Here is an 18,712-nt window from a genome sequence, read left to right as displayed (position 1 = left end):
GTCAGCCATTCCTCTGGTAAGCCGCAAGGTGCCTTTTCGTTTTTGCGCAAAGACCTTAGCTGCTTGCCCGAAAGTGTATGCCCAGCCCGTCATATTCAGTTTTGAAGCGGATGAAAACATCCGATTCCAACTCATTGCACCCGGAACACGCCTGTGCACTTTATCGGGACCGCAGCGGCGCACAAATTGAAGTGTTCGGAAAGCTTCTGTAACCTGCCACAACATGCGACCCGGAAGCGAGAATTCATGAGATTTAACCTATTGGCTGCAATGGCCCTGTTCGTCTGGGTGGCTATGCTATCTCTGGGGTCGGAAGCGACGGCGCAGACTTCGCTTATACCCGGGTATGGCTCGGGGTCTGGCACGACATCCGAAGCAGATAAGGAAAGCGATCTGGCTGACGCGATCCGATCGGCCACCGAAGCGGGTGCAAGCGTCATTGTCATCGACAGCGCCGGTCAGCTTGTCTCATCCGGTGGCAATACCGCCTCGACGCACGACGATATCGCCCATGACCCGATGTCCGAAGGGTCACAGTTGATGAAGGCGCAAGAGCGGTTCTCGAAGTTCCGCGAGTCGATGGAGTCGCGCCTGCAGGCTTTGCCGTATTCGATCTTCGAAGTGCAATATGTTTTGCGAGAAACCAGCCCGGACGGCCGAATACAGACCTATGTCGAAGTGTTGGGCTGGAATATACTCTTCCTTCTTCTGGGGCGCTGGCTGTCGATAGAAATCTACGGAAAGCGTCTTGCAAAAAGGCTGGTGGTGGCGCGGTCAAAAGAAGATCCGCAGGGCTATCGCGAAAAAATGCCCTTTCTGGTCTTTCGCTTTTTCATGGGTGTTGGGGCCACGATCTTCGCGATGCTGATGGCCCTGATCGTGGGCTATCTGATCTTTGGCGAGGCTGAAGATCTTTCGATTCAGTTCACGACCACCGCCATATTTACGGCATTCTTTCTTGCACGCACAGTTTCCGATCTTTGGCGTATGGTGTTGTCTCCTTACCTCAGTCAGTACCGGCTGCCGCCCTTTTCCGACCGGGAGGCAAAACGCCTTTACGTCTGGGCCTCGGCAATCGCGACATATGATATCTCGGTAGTATTGTTTTCTACCTGGGTTGCGGATTTTGGTCTGAACTACAATGTCTATGCGATGGTCTATGGCGGTCTGACCATGTTTGGCGCCTTGGGCAATGTTCTGATGATTTTGTTCAACGCGCGCGCCATCTCGAACGCGATCCGAGGCGGGCGGTCAAAGGAACAGGTATCCTGGATTTTGCGCCTGATATCGATTGCCTGGGCTCCGGTCTTGGCAGTTTATATCGTGTTCAGCTGGTTCAAACTGGCTGTTGATCTGGTGCTTGAGAACGAGAATTCCATTCCGATTGTTGCCAGCAGCTATGCCATCTTCATGTCTGTGGTCATTGCCTATGGCGCGATGAACTATCTGCTTGAACGCTACTTCGTCCGCAATCGCCAGATTGAAGAGCTGAACACAGAGACTGGCGCCGGCGTTGAAGAGGATGAGATTCCCCAAACCCCGCAAGCTGAAAAGAGAAAGCACTCGATCGTCACCTATGAGGATCTGGCGCGACGTGTGGCCGGCATCCTGGCATTTGTCGTCGGGTTATATGCTCTGGTCGTAATATGGAATCCGGACGCAAGCTGGAGCGAAGACCTGCCTATTGAACGGGCTCTGGACGTGATGGTTATCCTGTTCATGGGCTATATCTTGTTCCATTTCTTTCGTGTCTGGATTGATACCAAGATTGCTGAGGAAGAAGACGTAGCCGGTGGAGAGGTTGAACTGGGCGACGAGGGCGGGGAAGGCGGGCAAAGCCGTCTTGCGACACTGCTGCCGTTGTTCCGCGGCGCAATTCTGGCGGTTGTTGTTGTGACCATCGTTCTGATTGTCCTGATGGAATTGGGTATCAATGTCAGCCCGCTGTTCGCCGGTGCCGGTGTCGTGGGTCTGGCCGTTGGGTTCGGGTCGCAAACGCTTGTCCGGGATATCTTCTCGGGCGCGTTCTTCCTGATGGATGATGCCTTCCGCAAAGGCGAATATATCGACATTGGCGATGTGAAGGGGACGGTCGAGAAAATCTCGGTCCGGTCGTTCCAGTTGCGGCACCATCTGGGCGCACTGAATACGATCCCCTTTGGCGAGATCAAGGTTCTTACCAACTATTCGCGTGATTGGGTGATCATGAAGCTGCCCCTGCGGGTGACCTATGACACCGATGTCGAAAAAGTACGGAAACTCATCAAGAATTTGGGCCAAGAGCTTTTGAGCGATCCGGTGATTGGGGATAATTTTATCCAGCCGTTGAAATCGCAGGGCGTGATCGAAATGCAGGATTCGGCGATGATCATTCGGGTCAAGTTCATGACCAAGCCGGGCGATCAGTGGCTGGTGCGTAAGAAGGTCTATCAGGATATCCGCGAATTGTTTGCCCGCGAAGGGATCAAGTTTGCGCATCGTGAGGTGACCGTCAGGCTTGCCGACGGAAAAGAGGCCGAAAACCTGACACCGCAGGAACGCGAAGCGGTGACCGGTGCAGTGCATGCGGCCATCGACGAGGATTATCTGGACGATATCGGTCCTGGAGGCGACGACCGCTAGGGACCGCTCCCGCCTCTTTGGGCTGCGTCTCTGACGAGACCCCTTCCAAAGCGTTGGGCCGGACCGCGCGGCTGCCGGCGAGGGCGTAGGCGTAGGGCTATGACCAGGTGGCGCTCGACGTGCCCAGTTTGCTTGCGGGCAGGTCCCACGACATCTGGGCCGGACCAACCGAGAGCGCGGGCTTCAACCTGTGGCCAGGTCCCCATCCAGAGGTTTCGGTTTTGGTCGTGAAATCCGCAGGAACCGAAGCGCCAATTTCTGTCTTGGTGTCGAACTTGCCTAGAATGGTCAGCAGGTCAGCCGTGCGTGCCAGCGACAATCGGGCCTGCATGATCGGCGCACCCATCGCGGCTTCGGACAATGCTGACAGGACGGCGGCAGCCATCAGATATCCAGTCGCGTGGTCCAGCGCCTGCACCGGCAGGGGTGTCGGCTTGTCTGCACCGGCCCATACCCGACCTGCATCGGCAATCCCGCTGCTCATCTGTACGAGGCTGTCAAATCCGCGCCGCGAAGACCAAGGGCCTTGCCAGCCATAGGCATTCAGCGTGACTTCTACTCTGTTCGGGGCAATCTCGTCCCGTTTGGCTTGGGTGAGGCCCAGCGCGTCCAATGCGCCAGGGCGGTAGCCATGAATGAAAACATCCGCCTGAGCCAGCAACGCGTGAAGTGTCTTGGCACCTTCCGGCGATTTCAGGTCAAGATAGGCGCAGCGCTTGCCCAGGGAAATGTCCGGGATCACACCGGGTTCATCCCAACCCGGAGGATCAATGCGCAGGACCTCTGCCCCGAACCCCGCCAGAGTTCTAGTTGAAACCGGACCGGCCAGAACGCGGGTCAGATCAAGCACGCGCAGACCTGCCAGCGGGCGCTTGGCCGTTGCCTGTGGCCGATTGCGAAGCGTAATCTGTCGGGGTTTGTGCCACCCGATCAGCGGATCTCGTGAAACCGCGCGCCCCTGTGGATGATCCTGCCATTCCCCGCGGCTGCGCATGGCGGCTGCGACACCGCCCTCGGCCACGATAGCGTTTTCAAGACTGGCCGCCGACAAGGTTGCAACGGCTTTTGTAACCGCGTCCCGATCTCCTTTGACCTTCAGGACTTTCAGGGCGGCCGCACGGTGCTGAGGCAGGTTCGTGTGCAACCTGATCCAACCGTCATTGGCAAGGTAGTCACCGGCGATGCTGTCCCAGAGGTTGGGCATTTCCCAGCCATCGGGTTTGAAAGAATATCCGTACCAGAGAGACGCCAACCGGTGATCAACCAAAATCTCGGGCGGGCTTTGGGTCAGGTTCAGCGCGCCCATCAGGCGTGCCAGTTCCTGACCAACAGCCGCAAAGCTGGCGGTCGCCAGTTCGGAGACTGCATACACGCTGGGTCGCGCTCCGGTGCCGGTTGTCCGATACCCTTCGGGTGATGGCAGTACGGATAACAGCGTCATTGCTGATACGGATCCAGGCTGTCACGAAGCCCGTCACCCAGAAAGTTGAATGCCAGCACGATGACAATGATCGGCAGCATCGGGATGGCCGTCCAGGGGTAGATCTCGATCGAGGCAAGGTTCTGCGCATCGTTCAGCATCACACCCCAGCTGACGGCCGGGGCGCGCAGCCCAAGCCCAAGGAAGCTGAGCGCCGTTTCGCCCAGGATCATTGCCGGGATCGACAGGGTTGCCGATGCGATCAGGTGCGACATGAAGTTGGGTAGCAGGTGTTTGCGGATCACCCGGCCCGAGCTTGCTCCCATCATTTCGGCTGCACGTACGTATTCTTCTTCGCGTAGCGAAAGGAATTTGGCACGAACAGATCGCGCAAGGCCAGGCCAGTCGAGAATCCCCAGGATAATCGAGATGATGAAGAATACCGCGACCGGGCTCCAATTCGAGGGGACCGCCGCTGATAGCGCGAGCCAAAGGGGCAATTCAGGTAGTGAGCGCAGAATTTCGATTATACGGTTAATCACCCAGTCGATTCTGCCGCCAAAATATCCCGCAATCGAGCCGAACAGGATACCAAGAAAGAAGGACACCGAAATCCCGATCAGACCCACCGTCAATGACAGCTGGGCGCCAAAGAGGATACGGCTGAATACATCACGGCCCAGCCGATCCGACCCCCATAGGAACAAAGTCGCGTCTTCAGGTGCGCAGAACAGATGCGTGTCCGACTTGATCAGACCCGCCAGCTTGTACTCGGCCCCTTCGCAGAAAAACTTGATTGGCCGCGGGGTGTCGGTGTCGGCGACAAACTTCCACTGGAAGGTCTCCAGATCCGCCTCGGCCACCATCGAATAGACATAGGGGCCGATGAATTCGCCCTCATGGAACCAGTTGATGCTCTGCGGCGGGGCATAGAGGTGCTCGTCATTACGTTCATTCGGGCCATAAGGCGCGATGAAACCCGCAAAGGGCAGCATGAGATAGCACAGCAACAGGAAGACGCCGGAAATCAGGCCCAGCTTGTGGGTTCGGAATTTGCGCCAGACCAGAATCCAGTTCGGAGCATCCAAATCGGCGCGCTCAAGTTGTTGCAGGGCGGCATCGGGATCGAATGGTGCGTCGTCGACATAGCGACCATCAGGATGTTGGGTCATGCTTCACGCCCCTCATATCGGATGCGCGGGTCCAGCATGACCAGCAGAATGTCAGAGATCATCGTACCGATCAGTGTCAGCAAAGCCACAAACATTAGGATGAAGGCGGACAGGAACTGGTCCTGGGTTTTCAGCGCGGTCAGCAATGTCGGGCCGATTGTCTGAAGGCCCAGAACAACCGATACCAGAACCGAACCGGACACCATCGAAGGCAGCAGGTTTCCGATATCCGCGACAAAGGGGTTGAAGGCCACGCGCAGCGGGTATTTGGTCAGCATCCGCGACGGGGCCATGCCTTTGGCGATTGCGGTTTCCACATAGGGTTTGCCCAGCTCATCCAGCATATTCGCCCGTAGTCGCTGCATCATCGCCGAGGCGCCAGATGTGCCGATCACAAAGGTCGGTACGATCAAATGGACGAGGATGGATTTCAGCTTTTCCCAACTCATCGGCAGCCCTTCAAAGGACGGGTCCATCAGGCCTCCGATTGGTAGGTTGAAATAGCGGTGCCCATAGTAGAACAGGATCAGTGCCAGTAGAAAGTTCGGCGTTGCCAGACCCAAATAGCCCACAAAGGCCGAGGTATAGTCGATCCAGGTCCGCGACTTCGCGGCTGCAAGGACACCCAGTGGCAAGGCCACCGCATATACGAACAGGATGGCGGCCAGATTGACCACGACGGTCAGCCACAGCGTGTCGCCCACGATTTCTGCGACCGGGCGGTCAAATTCAAAGGACCAGCCGTAGTTGCCTTGCACCAGCCCATCGAACCCATGCGGGCCGGGCCAGAAACCGATCCAGATCAGATATTGTTCCCACATGGGGCGATCCAGCGCATATTCCGCGCGCAGGAATTCTGCCTTGGCCACACCCGCCGATTGTCCGGACGCCTGCAGTTCCGCGATCTGATTGCTGAGATAGTCGCCCGGGGGCAGGTTGATAATCACGAATACCAGAACCGACACCACAAGAAGGGTCAGCAGCATCGTGAAAAAGCGATAGACTGCATAGCGCAGCATGACCATGTGGCTGCTCCTGATCAGTCGGCGAAAAAGAATTCGTCCGGCCGGTGAATTCCGAAATGTGCGCCGGGTTCCCAGGCCCACATGGCCTGCTCGGGGACGTTGCGCAGGCGGTTCGATACGACGATAGGCTGAGGCGCACCGTTCAGAATGCCAATGGCATAAAGTTGGTCAGCGTGGATTTTCAGCATCTCATCCCATGCGGCCTTGCGTTCCTCATCAGTCGAGGCGACCTCCCAGTTATGGGCCAGTTCCATCAGGCGCTCGGCCTCAGGCATATCGGGTTTCTCGCCAACATCGCCTCCAGTCTGATAGTACTGCCCCCATTTTGGCCAGGCCAAAAACACCTGATCGGTAGGGGCAAGATAAGCTGGTGAGGTGTGGTGTTGCGGGATGCCGTCATCCCAGCCGAACCAGACGGACGCCATTGTGCTGCCGGCAAACACTCGGTTGCGCAGAATGTCCCTGTCCAATGGGCGCATAATAAGATCGACGCCAATGTCGCGCCATGTGTCCGTGACGATTTGCAAGGCGTTTTCGACCTCTTGCCGCTCACCTGCGGTTTCGATGACCAGCTCCATCGGGCGGCCATCGGGCAACAGTCGCGTGCCGTCTTTGTCGCGCTCGGTCAGGCCGGCCTCGTCAAGCAGCGCATTCGCCAATTCGATGTCGTACTGTGCCCATGCCTTTGCGTTTTCTTCGTTGAAGAAGGGCGAAGCGGGCAAGACCGACATCGCGGCGGGATGGGCCAGTTTGAAATACAGCGCCTGATTTATCGTTTTGCGGTCGATTGCCAGAGACAGCGCGCGACGAACACGCGCGTCACGCAAAACGGCACGCCATGCTTCGTCTTCGTAGTTCAGATTGGGGTAAATCGCGATCTGTGAGGCCACCCCGGTTTTCCACAGCAAGGTTTTGTAGTCTCCACCAGCCTCGCCCTTTTTCAAGATCGAAGCGTCGCGGAACGCCAGTCCGCGCCCTTGTAGATCGGATTCGCCAGCATTGGTTTTTGCAGCAACCAGACCCCCGGCCACGATCTCCATCTCGACCACGTCGATATAGGGAAGCTGCACCCCATGGCTGTCGATGCGATGAAAATAGGGATTGCGAACAAAGTTGTGACGGATCTTTTTGCCCGAACTTGCATTCAACCAGGGCTGCAAAGTTGGCAACTCGTGGTTGTCAAACTTGTAAAGGTTGTCGAGTTTGTTGTGTAAAGCTGCCCAGCTTTTGACGCGGGAATCTTCAACCTGAAAGGCAAGCTTTTCTGCGTCAGCGTATTTCTCGTGGTACTGTTTCAGGAACTCGGAAGGGCGGTAGATGAAAGGCGGGCGCGCTTGTGCCAGAGCCTGCAGGAAGCCGGGGTTGGGATCTTCCCATTCAAACACAACGGTCGTTTCATCGGGGAAGGTCACGGTCGGAGTCTTGCCTTCGACGATCAGAAAATCCGGTGGTCCCGACGGGCTGAGCAGTTCGTTATTTGCCACATCCTCCCACCAGTATCGGAAGTCCTCGGAAGTGAACGGAGAGCCATTCGACCATTTGTGACCTTCACGCAGGTTGAGGGTGTATTTGCGGTTGTCATCGTTCTGGAAGGATTCAAGTAGGTCTGGAACGACCTGATAGGTCTGGTCGAAGCCAACAAGGCGGGCATATCCGTAAACCACCATCTGCCGGATGTCTTTGGACCGAGTAATCATTGTGCGCAAAGTGCCGCCCTGTTTGCCGAATTCCCTGCCTTTTGCAGCAAGATCCACAATCAGGGGTTCGGCGGGGATTCGGTCCTGTATGGGCGGAAGGTTCCCCGCATTCACTTCGGTTTCCCAGAAAGTACTTTCTTGCAGCTCGGGCAAGTCTGCCGTGGCGGGCAGGGCCCATGTTGCGGCCAGCGCAACGGCCAGTAACAGCGGGCGAGTGGTCTTAAACATGGCATCGTACCTTATGGCCGGGCTCCATCTCTACCAATGAAGGTACCACGGAGTCGGTAAATCGGAAGGCGTCATCCCAACTGTCAGGTGAACCAGCACCCAAAGCAACCAAATTCAGGTCGATGGGGCGGTTGATGTCGGGCTCTGGTTGCGCAGCAATCAGTGCCTTGGTGTAAGGGTGACGAGGGTTGTAAAACAGTGTCTCGGGCGGGGCCTGTTCCACGACAAGCCCACGACGCATCACAGCAACTTCGTCGGCAATGCGTGCAACAACCGCAAGGTCGTGCGAGATGAAGAAATACGACAAATTCAGGCTGTCCTGCAAATGTTCCAGCAACGTCAGGATTTGTTCCTGAACCGATACGTCCAGAGCCGAAGTGGGTTCGTCACAGACAATAAGCTGAGGGTCGAGCATCATTGCGCGGGCAATCGACAGGCGCTGTCTTTGGCCGCCGGAAAAAGCATGGGGATAGCGTTTCAGCATATCGGCGTTCAGGCCAACACGTGTCAGCATCTCGGCCGCTTTTTCGCGCTGCTCGGCGGTCGATCCGATACGGTGAATCTCCAACGGTTCGGTCATCGCATCCTGAATGCGCATGCGAGGGCTGAGAGAGCTGTAGGGATCCTGAAACACCATCTGCGCCTTGCGCTGAAACGCGGTGCGCTGGGTCCGGGTCATCTTGTGAACGGTGATCGCTTCTTCATCGGGGGAGGTTCGAAACAGAACCTCTCCGCCCGGATCAGGCGGCTCAGCCCCTAGTGCGATGCGGGCAGCCGTAGTTTTGCCCGAGCCGCTTTCGCCGACGATCGCGAGCGTCTTGCCCCGCGCGAGGTTCAGATCGACTCCGCGGCAGGCATAGATCAGGCGTTCGCCCTGCCAGCCCTTGCTGGATCGCATCGTATAGGTTTTCGACACGGCCTTCATCTGAAGGATCAGATCTTCGTCGGGCATCGGGATGCCAACCGCGTCCTGATCCGGAATCTCGGGCGCGGCGTTGAACAACTGTTGGGTATAGGGGTGAGCAGGGCTGGTCAGGATCGGTGCCGCAGCTCCAGCCTCCATCACGCGGCCTTTGTGCATGACCACGACCTGTTCGGCCATATTGGCGACGACCCCCAAATCATGGGTCACAAGGATCAGCGCCATTCCCGTTTCACGCTGAAGCTCTTTGATCAGCCCCAGCACCTGGGCCTGTGTCGTAACGTCCAATGCTGTCGTCGGCTCGTCCGCGATCAGTAATTCCGGTTTGGAAACCATGGCCATAGCGATCATGGCGCGTTGGCGCATCCCGCCGGACAGCTCGAACGGGTAAGAATCATAGGCGCGCTGAGGGTCTGGAAAACCCACGCGTTCGAACTGTTCCAGAACCGTTTTGCGGGCCTGTGCCTCGGAGGCGTTGCGATGCAGCCAAAGAACTTCGCTGACCTGATTGCCAATTTTGTGCAGGGGAGAGAGCGAGCGCATCGGCTCTTGAAATATCATCGAGATCCGATTGCCGCGAATGCCGCGCATCTGACGCTCGCTGATCTGGGTCAGTTCCTCCATGCCTTTGGAATCATTCAGAGTAATCGTGCCGCTTCGAATTTGGGCTGCTCGGGGAAGAATGCGCAACGCAGCCCGGCATGAGATCGTTTTCCCCGACCCTGATTCACCCACAAGCGCAAGTGTCTGTCCCGCTTCGACGTCGAAGTTGACGCCTTGAACCACAGACTCTCCGGCACCAAATCCGATGCTGAGGTCCCGGACAGACAACAACGCAGTCATGCGGGTATTCCACCCGTTAGGCCGTAGCTCGGCATAGGCTTGATCAACTCCCTGTGTTTTTTGTCGCAGTTTCGCGCGGTTGTGCCTGTATAGTCAAACCCGTTCTTAGGGTGAAATGTCGCGAAAACGTGAAACTGAGGCCGATTTGCCTACACAATGCCTTGAGGATTTGTCATCACATGCGATGTCGGTCACAGGTTATGTGTCGTCAAATATCAAGGAGAGATTTCCCAGTGCCCGATCCCCAAAGCCGTCTTGACCTGTTCATCGACCGCATGGTGTCCCAGCGCGCCTGCCTAGACCATGCCATTGCACAGACAAGCACCATGTCCGGTCCGGTGTTCGAGCTGGGGTTGGGCAACGGCCGCACCTATCATCACATGGTTCAGTACATTCAGAACCGTCCGGTCTATGTGTTCGAGCGCGCCGTGGCCTCTCATCCGGACTCTACCCCGCCCGAGGATCTGGTGATTCTGGGGGATGTGCGTGAGACTCTGCCTGCGGCGCTGGAACGGTTTGGGGCGACGGCCAGTTTGATCCATGCGGATCTTGGCGGCCATAACAGGGACAAGAACGATGCTTTCGCGCGGTTGGTTTCCCCCCTGATAGAACCGTTGTTGGCAGAAGGTGGGCTGATGGTGTCCAGCGACCGGATGTACTTCGAAAACCTGACCGAGATGCCCTTGCCTGAGCATGCGGTAGACGGACGTTGTTTCATCTACCGCCGCTGAGTGCGAAAGGGTTGCCAAATGCTTTTCTATGATTGCACGACCGCTCCAAACCCGCGCCGCGCGCGCATGTTCATCGCAGAAAAAGGGCTGGAGATTGAAACGCGCAATATCTCGATTGCAAAGGCGGAACAGTTGGATGACGCTTTCCTTGCAGTAAACCCCAATGCGACGATCCCTGTTCTGGTGACGGATGAGGGCGCAACGCTGACCGAAAACCTGGGCATTGCCGCCTATCTTGAGGCGCGCTTTCCCGAACCACCTTTGATGGGACGTACGCCAGATGAAAAGGGGCTGGTCCTGATGTGGAACAGCATTGTCGAGCAGCAGGGTGGAGTGCCTATTGCTGAGGCTCTGCGCAACACCCATCCCGCGTTCAAGGATCGGGCGGTTCCGGGCCCGGCGAACTATGCCCAGATTCCCGAGCTGGCACAGCGTGGCATGGACCGGGTTGGCCGGTTTTTCGATTTGCTTGAAACGCGGCTGAAGGATAGTGCGTTTGTTGCGGGGGCTGAGTTCACGCTGGCCGATATCTCGACCTTTGTGTTCGTTGACTTTGCCCGCGTGATCAAGATGCGGATTCCACAGGAAAATACCGCGACGCTGTCTTGGTTCGACAAGATCGCATCGCGTCCAAGCGCACAGCTTTAATGCGTTGAAATTGAGCTGTCTGAACTTGCACACCTGGACTGTACAGAAATGTCTAGACAGGTGTGAACAGTATCACTAGCGTCTCCCTCGAGTCATGCAGGGGAGAGCATAATGAAATCTCAGTATCGCGTTGTGGTCATCGGTGGCGGCGTTGTGGGCGCCTCGGTTCTGTATCACTTGGCCAAATTCGGCTGGTCAGATGTGGTCATGCTGGAACGGCGGCGGTTGGCGTCGGGATCGTCCTGGCACGCGGCGGGCGGTATTCACGCGCTGAACGCGGATCCGAACATGGCATCGCTGCAGGCCTATACAATCGACCTTCTCAGCGAGATCGAAAAGGAATCCGGGCAGAATATCGGCCTGCACATGACTGGTGGTCTGACTTTGGCTGGAACGCCCGAGCGGTGGGAGTGGCTGCAGGCCAACTATCGTACCTTCCAGTCCATCGGCATCGATGATTGCGAATTGCTGACCCCACAAGAGGCGCAGAGGCGCTGCCCCATCATGTCGACCGACGGCGTGTTGGGCGCGATGTGGGCCGATCGAGAGGGCTATATCGACACGACCGGTACGGTTCAGGCCTATGCAACTGCCGCCAAGAAACGCGGTGCCGAGTATTACGAGGAGACCAAGGTCGAGGAATTGATCCAGACCGATGATGGCTGGCAGGTCGTGACGGACAGGGGCACAATAACTTGCGAGCACGTGGTCAATGCCGCGGGGCTTTGGGCCAAGCAGGTCGGGCGCATGGCTGGGGTTGAGCTGCCAGTGTCGCCGCTGAAACATCACTATCTGATCACGGATACAGTACCCGAAGTGGCGGCGGCGGATTTTGAGATGCCAATGACCGTGGACCTCGAGGGGTTCACCTATATGCGGCAAGACCAAAAGGGCGTTCTGGTCGGTATCTATGAGGTCGACCATGAACATTGGGCCATGGACGGCGCGCCGTGGAATTATGGCGAGGAACTGTTTCAGGAGCAGCTTGACCGGATCGAGAATGAACTGACGTTGGGCTTTGAACGCTATCCGTCGATCCAGAATGTCGGCATCAAAACCTGGGTCAACGGGGCGTTTACATTCTCGCCCGATGGTAACCCGCTGGTCGGGCCGGTTCCAGGCAAACGCGGGTATTGGACCGCCTGCGCTGTCATGGCCGGGTTCCTGCAGGGCGGCGGCGTTGGCAAAACGCTGGCTGAGTGGATGATCCATGGCGAGCCCGAGGCCGATGCATGGCCGATGGACATTGCCCGCTATGGCGATTTTGCCCAGAACAAACGCTATATCCGTGAAACCACCGGGCAATTCTATTCCCGCCGTTTCGTGATGACATATCCGAACGAACAGCTGCCTGCCGGTCGTCCGCTGAAGATGGCGCCAGCTCATGACGCGATGACTGAAGCGGGATGCAAATGGGGTGTCAGCTGGGACCTTGAGGTGCCGCTGTACTTCGCGCCGAAAGGGTTCGAGGAAACGCCGACCCTCAAGCGATCAAACGCGCATGACATCGTGGCCAAGGAATGCAAGGTGATCCGCGAGGGCGTCGGCCTGATGGACATCTCTGGCTTTTCCCGGTTCGAGGTCACCGGGCCAAATGCCGAGCTGTGGCTGGATCGCGTGATGGCTTCGAAACTGCCCGCGCCGGGACGGGCCAAGTTGGCACCAATGCTGGGTGAGAATGGGCGGCTAAAAGGGGATCTGACCGTTCTGAATTGGGGCGATGGCACCTGGTGGATCATGGGCAGCTATTACCTGCGCGCCTGGCATATGCGCTGGTTCGACGATCATATGATCGACGGCGTTGAAATCCGCGATCTGGGTGAGGAATATTGCGGCTTTGGTCTGGTCGGCCCGAAATCACAAGAGGTGATCGAGAAACTGGCCGAGCAGGACATCTCGGGCCTGAAGTTCATGGGCTGTGGCGATTTCGATATTGGCCTTGTTCGCGCTCGGGTCGCGCGCATGTCTGTCACGGGTGAAAAGGGCTATGAGATCAACTGTCGCTATGGCGATCACATCAAGCTGCGCCGGATGCTGCTTGAGGCTGGGGCCGACGCGGGCATCCGGGAATGCGGCTTCAACGCAATGCTGTCGACGCGGCTTGAGAAAAGCTTTGGCATTTGGTCGGCGGAATTCACTCAGCTTTATACGCCGGGCATGACCGGCATGGATCGCTGGATCGACTGGGACAAAGACTTCGTTGGTAAAGAGGCCGCGATTGCCGAACGCGACGGCAATGGCCCCGCGCAGGTTCAGGTGACGCTTGAGGTCGATGCTCTGGACGCAGATGCCAGCGGATACGAACCTGTCTGGTCAGGGGCAGAGCACGTGGGTTTTGTCACCTCGGGCGGCTATGGCCACTACACCGGCAAGTCCCTGGCGATGGCGCTGGTCAATCGTGACAAGGCCGCACCAGGCACTGAACTGTCTGTCCATGTGGTTGGGGTCGAACGACCTGCGCGGGTCATCGCGCCGTCGCCCTATGATCCACAGGGCAAAGCGATGCGGGGTTGAGCGTGTCGGCCAGCGATCAGGGACGCAGGCGCAGACGGCGCGGCGTGGATGCCGCGCCGCCGCCCGGTCGGGATATCAACTATCGCCAGCTGAAAAATCCTTTTCCACTGATGGAGGTCTTTCCCGCAGACCAGATCGCCGACATGCACGAAACCGCGCTGCGCATCTTGCAAGAGCTGGGTGTGAAAGTTCTGCTGCCCGAGGCGCGGAATATCTTTGCCAAAGCCGGCGCGCGCGTAGATGCCGATAGCGAGATGGTCTATATCGGTCGCGATATGGTCGAGGCTGCGGTGGCCTCGGCGCCGAAATCCATTGCCTGCCGGGCCGGTGCTCGGCAGAGGGATTTCACATTGGAACTGGGCAGCCTTGTGTTCCAACCGGGGGCAGGGGCGCCGAATGCCACTGATCTGGAACGCGGACGTCGCCCGGCGACCGGGCAGGACTATCTGGAATTTCTGAAGCTCACCCATCATTTCGACGTCTTTCAAATGATCTCGCCGCAGGTCGAACCGCAGGATGTGCCGACCCCTCTGCGGCATTATTTCACCACGCAGGCGCAGATGGAGCTGACAGACAAGTTCCCATTCTTCTTCTCGCGCGGAACGCCGCAGGTGATGGATTGCTTTGAGATGCTGACGACCGCGCGCGGCCTGTCGGATGACGAATTTAGGACCCACCCGCACAGCTATACGATCATCAACACCAACAGCCCGCGCACGCTGGACATACCGATGGCGCAGGGGCTGATCGACTTTGCGCGCCACGGGCAGATGTCAATCATCACGCCCTTTACGCTGATGGGGGCGATGGCACCGATCACGGTGGCGGGGGCCATCACCCTGTCCCATGCCGAGGCGTTGGCCGCACTGACTCTGACGCAATTGGCGCGTCCCGGTGCGCCTGTGTGCTATGGCACTTTCACCAGCAATGTGGATATGAAATCCGGTGCTCCGGCCTTTGGAACGCCCTCGCATTTTCAGGCCTCACTCGCGGCCGGGCAGTTGGCGCGGCATCTGGGCCTGCCGTGGCGCTCGGCTGCGGGGTCGGCTTCAAACATCAATGATGTGCAGGCGGCAAATGAAAACCAGTTTGGCCTGTGGGGGTGCCTGATGGCCGGGGCAACGGTGATCATTCACTCGGCGGGATGGCTAGAGGGCGGATTGACCGTGTCCTTTGAAAAACTGGTTTGCGACGCCGAAGTGTTGAACATGGTGGCCGAGCTGTGCGCCGGGGCGCAGGCTGGCGAAGCTGAAATTGGGTTCGACACTGCGCTAAGCGAGGTTGAGCCCAGCGGACATTTCTTTGCATCCAGCCAGACGATGGTACGCTACAATACAGAATTCTATGAACCGCATGTCCATGATTATGCCAATTTCGGCACCTGGGCCGAGCGTGGATCGTTGGACGCAAACAGTCGTGCGACCGGTGTGTGGAAGGAAATCTTGGCCAATTTTCAGCCACCTGAGCAAAACAGCGACCAGATTGGCGCGCTGAAAGACTTTATTGCCAAACGTACCGAAGAGGGCGGCGCGCCGCCGGAGAGTTAAATGAATACGAAACCCATCCTGCACCGGGACGACCCGGAAGCTGAACCGCTGATCGGCAATATCAAGGTCACGCGCGACGACTGGCTGAACGTGGCGTTGGATGTGCTGATCTCGGACGGGGTCGATCAGATCAAGGTGATGAATCTGGCGGAACGGATGGCCGTGTCTCGGTCGTCCTTCTATTGGTACTTCAAATCGCGCCAGGAACTGCTGGATGCTCTTCTGGCACGGTGGCAGGCCACCAATACCGCGGCATTGGTCGCGCAGGCCGAAGCTCCGGCAAAGACGATAACCGGTGCGGTGTGCAATGTGCATCGCTGTGTCGTCAATACCGACCTGTTTGACACCGCGCTGGATTTCGCGGTGCGCGACTGGGCGCGCAAATCGGGCAAGGTGCGGCGCGCGCTGGACCAGTCTGACGCCCGACGGTTGCTAGCGCTGCACGCCATGTTTGCCCGCTTTGGCTATTCCGAGGTCGAGGCGGAAACCCGCGCGCGCGTGCTGTATTACATGCAGATAGGATACGATCTGGCGCAGCTGAATGAACCGATGTCCACGCGGATATCAATGGTGCCGCATTATCTATATGTCTTCACCGGGGTCGAGCCGAGGCCAGAGGAAGTGGAAGAATTCAGCGCCTATTCGCGCCATCACTGGAAAGGAGAGCCATCATGAGTCAACCAGATGCAATCATCATCGGAACAGGCGTGATCGGGGCGGCCATCGCGTTCGAAATGGCCAAGGCCGGGTGGAAAACCGTATCTCTGGACCGGAACGCTCAGGTTGGCCATGGCTCAACCGCCGGGTCCTGCGCGATCATCCGGATGCATTATTCCACCTTTGACGGCACGGCATTCGCCTGGGAAGGCTATCATTATTGGCGCGACTGGGCCGAGTATCTTGGCCTACCGCAAGGCGCCGATCTGGCCCAATTCCGCGAAACCGGCTGTCTGGTCATGAAGACCGAGGCGAACGGGCTGCTGGAAAAACACATGAAGAACAGTTCCGCGCTGAATTGCCCGTTCGAGGAATGGTCCCCCGAACAGGTCACCGACCGGCTGCCGGTCTATTCGCAGGACAGTTTTGCCCCCGCTCGTCGCATGGATGACCCCGAGTTTGGGCAGCCCAACGGACGCAAGATGCAAGGCGGCGTTTACTGGCCTCAGGCCGGGTATGTCACCGATCCGGCCCTATCGGCACAGAACCTGATGGATGCCGCCAAACAGCACGGGGCCGAAGTGCGAACCGGGGCCGAAGTGGTCGAGATTTTGACTGATGGCGGGCGAGTTTCTGGTGTCAGGTTGGCATCGGGAGAAGACATTCATGCGAAAGTTGTGGTTAACGTAGCCGGGCCGGGTTCGGCCATCATCAACGGGATGGCCGATGTTCTGGATGACATGACCATTCAGACCCGCCCCTTGCGCCAAGAGGTCGTTCACGTCCCTGCGCCCGAGGGGTTTGACTTTGAAAATGACGGCACAATCGTGTCGGACAGCGATATCGCCTGCTATTGCCGGCCAGAGCATGGCAACCACATCCTGGTGGGCTCGGAAGACCCCGAATGCGACCCACATCAATGGTGCGAAGATGACGTAACCTATAATCGTGACTTTACCGACCAGTGGACGACGCAAGCGATGCGCTATGCCCAGAGAGTGCCCAGCCTTGGCATCCCTTCCAAGACCCGCGGTGTGGTGGACCTGTATGATGCGTCTACGGATTGGATTCCGATCTATGACAAATCCAGCCTTCCCGGTTTTTATATGGCCTGCGGATCCAGTGGAAATCAGTACAAGAACGCGCCGATTGCAGGCAAGATGATGACGGCGCTGATCGGGTATTGCGAAGACGGGGCGGATCATGACAGTGCGCCGCTACAATTTGAACTGCCCTATATTGGACGCACAATCGACGTCGGTTTCTATTCCCGCAAGCGCCCGATCAACAAAGAAAGCAGTTTTTCCGTTTTGGGCTAGCCGACACGTCCTGATGCACTAGCATTCACGGGATCGAGTTGAGCCCGGACGCATAATGACCAAATCGAAGAACAAGGTTCTGATCCTCGGCAGCGCCCCCACCGCGCTGCGTGCGCGGGACTGGGCGCGTACGCCGTTCACGCATATCGTCGCTATCAACAATGCCTGGCGGGTCCGCGCAGACTGGGATTTTCTGATCCACCCCGAGGATTTCCCGACCAAGAACATGCCCACATCTGTCAGTGACATTCAGCGTATAGTCACTGCAAATGAATACGTTCCGATACAGAACGATTTCGGTGGGTTTGTCTATGCCGGGGGTACGATGGCCTTTACCGCCGGATACTGGGCTTTGTCTGCATTACAGCCCTCGGTTCTGGCTTATTGCGGTTGCGATATGATCTATTCCGGACAGGGTCGGACGCATTTCTACGGCAACGGAGCCGCAGATCCGTTGCGACCCGATGTGACCTTGCGACTGCTCGAGGCGAAGTCGGCGCGACTAGGATTGTTTGCTGCGGCGCAGGGCTGTCGCACAGTGCGATTGTCCGAAGGGCCAAGCCGACTGGTTTACCCCTCGGCCAGCAGCGAAGATTTGTCTTCGGTCGAGATGCCTTCTACATCGGGGATGGCTGAGATCATACGGTCGGAGTCGGATCTTGGATATTTCGTGGAGTCTGGACGGTACTGGGAGGTTGAGACCGAGTTCGACCCGCAGAAGATTGATGCCTTGGACCAACGGTGGTTATCGCTCTATCCATCGGCCTCTCAGCTCTGAATTGCTGTGGTATTTCTGGTTCAGGCCGCGAATGTCGCCCAGGCCCAGACCATTGCCACATAGGTCAGATTATGCATGCACTGATCCAGCCCGGCTGCCCGCCAAAAGGCTGCCTGGGTTGGCATAAGCTGTTTTTTGTCGGAATAGCTGGCTTTGGCAAAATCGATGTTGAAATGAACTATCCACTCTAGCGCGGCAATGATCAGGATAAACGGCAGCGGAGCGCCGAAAACCAAAAAAACCAATACCGAACCAACAACATGCACAGCAGCATGTTGCGCGCGTCCCCAGTGAAAATACTCACCCCGGCCTGACAGCATCTTGGGCGTCTGGAGGTAAAAATCTGCAAACATATGTTTGATCTGCAATAAGCAGAGCATCAATAACACAGTGCCTAATGTGGCAGGCAAAAGACTCCTCCCGATATCGTCCTAAAGCGAACAGTAGGGGCTAATGTGAGGTTGCGCAAATGAACTTGTTCACATTCGGCAAATATCTGTTCAATTCGGAAACTATTTGCGTCTGCAGGCTTGATTGCGGTAAATTCAGACTGTTGAATTTACGAGAATTTCGTAAAGACCGGGTCAGT

14 protein-coding genes are annotated in these 18,712 nt (G+C 57.4%); 8 read left to right on the top strand and 6 right to left on the bottom strand.

The window, feature by feature from the left end; translation table 11 throughout:
• Positions 1 to 246 precede the first annotated feature (246 nt).
• Positions 247 to 2,622: a mechanosensitive ion channel domain-containing protein gene (locus AC2FJ5_RS17720; RefSeq protein ID WP_496707689.1), complete on the top strand. Its 2,376-nt coding sequence runs from the start codon at positions 247 to 249 to the stop codon at positions 2,620 to 2,622.
• 97 nt (positions 2,623 to 2,719) lie between these two features.
• On the opposite strand, the gene AC2FJ5_RS17715 is transcribed toward AC2FJ5_RS17720, so the two are convergent.
• From AC2FJ5_RS17715 to AC2FJ5_RS17695, 5 genes are read right to left on the bottom strand one after another with little or no spacing between them, the layout of a single operon-like run.
• Complete coding sequence (locus AC2FJ5_RS17715) at positions 2,720 to 4,063, bottom strand: CoA transferase (RefSeq protein ID WP_496794170.1); 1,344 nt, start codon at positions 4,061 to 4,063, stop codon at positions 2,720 to 2,722.
• On the bottom strand, positions 4,060 to 5,214 hold the full coding sequence (locus AC2FJ5_RS17710; RefSeq protein ID WP_142639373.1) for an ABC transporter permease: 1,155 nt from the start codon (positions 5,212 to 5,214) through the stop codon (positions 4,060 to 4,062). Before AC2FJ5_RS17710 ends, AC2FJ5_RS17715 begins: the two co-directional genes overlap by 4 nt.
• On the bottom strand, positions 5,211 to 6,239 hold the full coding sequence (locus AC2FJ5_RS17705) for an ABC transporter permease (protein ID WP_271951540.1): 1,029 nt from the start codon (positions 6,237 to 6,239) through the stop codon (positions 5,211 to 5,213). The genes AC2FJ5_RS17710 and AC2FJ5_RS17705 overlap by 4 nt, the downstream gene beginning before the upstream one ends.
• A 14-nt stretch (positions 6,240 to 6,253) precedes the next feature.
• A complete protein-coding gene (locus AC2FJ5_RS17700; protein ID WP_496794168.1) occupies positions 6,254 to 8,164 on the bottom strand; it encodes an ABC transporter substrate-binding protein in 1,911 nt (636 codons plus the stop codon).
• A complete protein-coding gene (locus tag AC2FJ5_RS17695) occupies positions 8,157 to 9,929 on the bottom strand; it encodes an ABC transporter ATP-binding protein (RefSeq protein ID WP_496794167.1) in 1,773 nt (590 codons plus the stop codon). Before AC2FJ5_RS17695 ends, AC2FJ5_RS17700 begins: the two co-directional genes overlap by 8 nt.
• 200 nt (positions 9,930 to 10,129) lie before the next feature.
• Between AC2FJ5_RS17695 and AC2FJ5_RS17690 the strand changes: the two genes are divergently transcribed.
• From AC2FJ5_RS17690 to AC2FJ5_RS17660, 7 genes are all read left to right on the top strand, one after another.
• Entirely contained in the window at positions 10,130 to 10,660 is a 531-nt protein-coding gene (locus AC2FJ5_RS17690; protein ID WP_496698819.1) for a class I SAM-dependent methyltransferase, read from the top strand.
• 18 nt (positions 10,661 to 10,678) lie between these two features.
• On the top strand, positions 10,679 to 11,308 hold the full coding sequence (locus AC2FJ5_RS17685; protein WP_496794166.1) for a glutathione S-transferase: 630 nt from the start codon (positions 10,679 to 10,681) through the stop codon (positions 11,306 to 11,308).
• 111 nt (positions 11,309 to 11,419) lie between these two features.
• Positions 11,420 to 13,822: a GcvT family protein gene (locus tag AC2FJ5_RS17680; protein ID WP_496794164.1), complete on the top strand. Its 2,403-nt coding sequence runs from the start codon at positions 11,420 to 11,422 to the stop codon at positions 13,820 to 13,822.
• 2 nt (positions 13,823 to 13,824) lie between these two features.
• Complete coding sequence (locus tag AC2FJ5_RS17675) at positions 13,825 to 15,369, top strand: trimethylamine methyltransferase family protein (protein ID WP_496794162.1); 1,545 nt, start codon at positions 13,825 to 13,827, stop codon at positions 15,367 to 15,369.
• Complete coding sequence (locus tag AC2FJ5_RS17670) at positions 15,370 to 16,044, top strand: TetR/AcrR family transcriptional regulator (protein WP_271951552.1); 675 nt, start codon at positions 15,370 to 15,372, stop codon at positions 16,042 to 16,044. It begins immediately after the preceding gene.
• The gene (locus AC2FJ5_RS17665) at positions 16,041 to 17,345 is read left to right on the top strand and encodes an NAD(P)/FAD-dependent oxidoreductase (RefSeq protein WP_496690372.1); all 1,305 of its coding nucleotides are present in this window, start codon (positions 16,041 to 16,043) and stop codon (positions 17,343 to 17,345) included. The genes AC2FJ5_RS17670 and AC2FJ5_RS17665 overlap by 4 nt, the downstream gene beginning before the upstream one ends.
• Positions 17,346 to 17,400: 55 nt before the next feature.
• A complete protein-coding gene (locus AC2FJ5_RS17660) occupies positions 17,401 to 18,123 on the top strand; it encodes a hypothetical protein (RefSeq protein ID WP_496794161.1) in 723 nt (240 codons plus the stop codon).
• Between the two features lie 20 nt (positions 18,124 to 18,143).
• Here the strand turns inward: AC2FJ5_RS17660 and AC2FJ5_RS17655 are convergent, their stop codons facing one another.
• The gene (locus AC2FJ5_RS17655; protein ID WP_496692932.1) at positions 18,144 to 18,503 is read right to left on the bottom strand and encodes a DUF3307 domain-containing protein; all 360 of its coding nucleotides are present in this window, start codon (positions 18,501 to 18,503) and stop codon (positions 18,144 to 18,146) included.
• Positions 18,504 to 18,712: the final 209 nt, after the last annotated feature.

The sequence above is a fragment of the Ruegeria sp. CDSA221 genome (assembly GCF_059611825.1).
This window is presented reverse-complemented; position numbering and strand designations above follow the sequence as displayed.